This is a genomic window from Clostridium sp. USBA 49, from assembly GCF_900167505.1.
GTDB classification, from domain to species: Bacteria; Bacillota; Clostridia; order Clostridiales; family Clostridiaceae; genus Clostridium_AT; species Clostridium_AT prolinivorans.
In genome coordinates this window covers 1-3201 of the sequence record NZ_FUYD01000026.1, presented here as the reverse complement: position 1 = coordinate 3201, position 3201 = coordinate 1, and the positions used below count along the sequence as shown (strand labels likewise).

Annotated in this window: 4 protein-coding genes and 1 tRNA gene; all 5 read right to left on the bottom strand. The window is 24.5% G+C overall.

Annotated elements, in window-relative coordinates; translation table 11 throughout:
* Positions 1-492: 492 nt before the first annotated feature.
* A complete protein-coding gene (locus tag B5D11_RS12450; RefSeq protein ID WP_078683330.1) occupies positions 493-1248 on the bottom strand; it encodes a peptidylprolyl isomerase in 756 nt (251 codons plus the stop codon).
* 345 nt (positions 1249-1593) lie between these two features.
* Positions 1594-2001 carry an arsenate reductase ArsC gene (locus tag B5D11_RS12445; protein ID WP_180377020.1) on the bottom strand — a complete coding sequence of 136 codons (408 nt, stop codon included), beginning with the start codon at positions 1999-2001 and terminating at the stop codon, positions 1594-1596.
* A gap of 50 nt (positions 2002-2051) precedes the next feature.
* Positions 2052-2462 carry a thioredoxin family protein gene (locus B5D11_RS12440; RefSeq protein WP_078683328.1) on the bottom strand — a complete coding sequence of 137 codons (411 nt, stop codon included), beginning with the start codon at positions 2460-2462 and terminating at the stop codon, positions 2052-2054.
* A gap of 68 nt (positions 2463-2530) precedes the next feature.
* Positions 2531-2836 (bottom strand): ArsR/SmtB family transcription factor, encoded by a 306-nt coding sequence (locus B5D11_RS12435; protein WP_078683331.1) that lies wholly within the window; start codon positions 2834-2836, stop codon positions 2531-2533.
* A 281-nt stretch (positions 2837-3117) separates the two neighbouring features.
* Positions 3118-3193: transfer RNA gene (locus tag B5D11_RS12430), tRNA-Phe, on the bottom strand.
* Positions 3194-3201 lie beyond the last annotated feature (8 nt).

Sequence of the window (3201 nt, the reverse complement as noted above, 5' to 3'; positions counted from 1 at the left end):
GAATTGCTGGTTATTACCTTATTCTCTGTTTAATTTTCAAAGACCAATCATTTCGCTGTCATCTGACAGCTTTTATAGTTTATCAAATTTAAATTGCTTTGTCAATAACTTTTTTTTATTTATTTTAAGTTTTTTTATAGATTAATTGTAAAATATAAATCACTTAATTTAATCTAGTAAAAATAATAATCCAAGCTTCGAAAATATTTTTACATAAGCATAAAAGATTATTATTTTACCAGATGATATCATTAATCTTTTAAGTTAAATTTTTATATACTTTTAATAATTATAACTTTTTAAATTAAATATTTAATTCTTTTATAATAAGCACTATTTAGCTCAAAAACAGAATAAATATGTAAAAAGTAATATGTATGATTCTATATATTTTATAATAGAAAATTTATAAACAGAAAAAATAATTTCAACAATAAAATATAATTAATTATTCCTTCTTGAAAACATATTAACTTAATCATACTAACATGATTAATCTATATTATAATTTAATATTACATCATATTCTTTTTTTAAGTTTTCAGTTATTTCAGCAAATTTATAGCTCTGTCTTTCGTTGAGCAATTCATTTTTTATTATTAAATAAACTTCTTCAAGGGATTTTATACTACCTATATTTTTATTTTCTACTTTAATTAAATGATAGCCAAATTGTGTTTTTACTGGTTCACTCACTACCCCAACTGGTAATTCAAAAGCAGTTTTTTCAAATTCAGGAACCATTTTACCTTTTGTAAAACTACCTAAATTCCCACCATATTCTTTAGAAGGACAAGTAGAATATTGAATTGCAGCCGCTTCAAAATTCATACCATTATCTATTTTATTTTTAATTTCTTCTGCCTCATCTAAAGTATTTACTAATATATGTCTTGCTGTAACACTGTCTTCTTCTTTAAATAAATGTTTATTAGCTTCATAATATTTTTTTATTTCTTCATCAGTTACATTTACATCTGAAAGAAGTTTATTTATAGCAGTTTGAGTTAAAATTTCTTTTTTTGCATTTTCAAGTCTTTTAATATACTCTTCATCTTTCTCTATTTCATTATCTTTAGCATAATTATAAATAAGTTCAAAAGAAATTATTTGATTTAAAAGCTGCCTTTTTCCTTGTTCATTCATAAAATATGATTGTCTTTCTTTGGGAAATCTTGAAATTATCTCATCTAAATCCTTCTGTGTTATATTTTGACCATTTACTACAGCCAATACATTATTGTCCATATTATTTCTCCTTTTAGCTTATACTTATAAAATATTTATAATAATATATGATGATTATCTCACAAAAGTCTTTTTATTAAATATTGAACATTATATATAGATGTAATAGAAATTTATAATACCATCAATATATATATATAGTAAAATTTAGTTTACAGCTTATTAATGAGTTAATCATATAATAATATAATAACATATATAAAATTAATAATCATCAAAAAAATATATAAGATACAAAAATCTCTATTTTAAAATAGAGATTTTTGTATCTTTATCAATAGCATTTAATATATCTAATTATCCAATTATCTATTTATCTATTTTTTGATACATACATTTAGCTAGTTATTTTAGCAAAGAATGAATTTCATTTTTTAAATTTTTAATTCTTTGTTCAATAATATGAATTACTCTAACGAATTCTTCATCATCTTTCCCAGTTGGATCTGTAATTCCCCAGTCTTCTCTATATTTACATGGTAAAAATGGGCATTGTACATTACATCCCATAGTTACAACAACATCAATTGGAGGAATTTCTTCTAGAAGCTTTGGTTTTTGTGTTTTTTCCATATCAATACCATAAATCTCTTTCATAAGACGTACTGCATCTTGATTAATTTTTTGTTTTATTTCTGTTCCCGCAGAATAACTTTCAAACACATCTGAAGCAAAATGCTTCCCCAGAGCTTCTGCAATCTGACTTCTACATGAATTATGAACACAGATAAAGGCAACTTTGGGTAACATAATTTATAATCTCCTTTTTTAATTTTAACCTTTTTATAAAAACTTTATTTTCTTTATCCTATTACTTTTTTTAATATTTCAATAATTTCTTCTGTTTTTAAAACTTTTCCATAGGAAACTACTTTACCGTCTATAACTAACGCAGGTGTCGTCATAACTCCATATGAAGCAATCTGTGCAAAATCTCTCACATGCTCAATAGCAGTATCTATTCCAAGTTTTTTTAATGCATCTTTTGTTGCTTCTTCCAACTGATTGCATTTACTGCATCCAGAGCCAAGTATTTTTACAGATATCCCTTCCTTCTTTATCATCTCTTTAAAATCCATAGTCTCTGAATTAGAGTTAACACCAGAGTCGCTTTCATTTTCATCCACTTTAGAAGTCTTTAATTTATATACTTTTTCAAAATCACAACTTGACTTTATTTTTTCTTTCTTATTTTTAAAATTAAATAATGACATAATAAATTCCTCCTAAAATTTATACAAACAAATACTAAAAGTATAGTAATCTTCTAATCTGCATGGCTTTATTTACAAGAGCAGTTCTGCTTAGTATTATATAGTTTAGTAATTTTATCAAGAAGTTCTTTAGCATAGGCACTACCTTCTTCATTTATAGAATAATATGTCCATTTTCCTTCTTTTCTGGCATTAACAATACCTGAATCACACAATATTTTCATATGATGGGACAAAGTAGACTGAACAATATTCAAACTTTCTAATAACTTACAAGCACATTTTTCACCTGTTTGCAATAATTCCAAAATCATAAGACGATTTTCATCACAAAATGCTTTAAAGACATTTGCATTTTTTTCATATTCACTCATTTGCACTTTATCACCTCATATCTATATTGTTCGATATAACTAATTATATTATTTGTATCGATAAACGTCAATGTATTCTTTGTATTTATTAAAAATAAATTATATACCTATTATCATTACATATATTAATCTTTATATGCTTAATTTATCAAATATATTTAATATAATCTATAAATTTATTTTTTACGTTTGCAAAAGTTAAAAATAAATCCACAAAAATAAATCCAGTAAAAAGCAGAAAATACTTTTTACTGGATTTATTTATAAAACAAAATTTAGATTGGTGGCCAGACCAGGAATCGAACCAGGGACACGAGGATTTTCAGTCCTCTGCTCTACCGACTGAGCTATCTGGCCTTAATAAA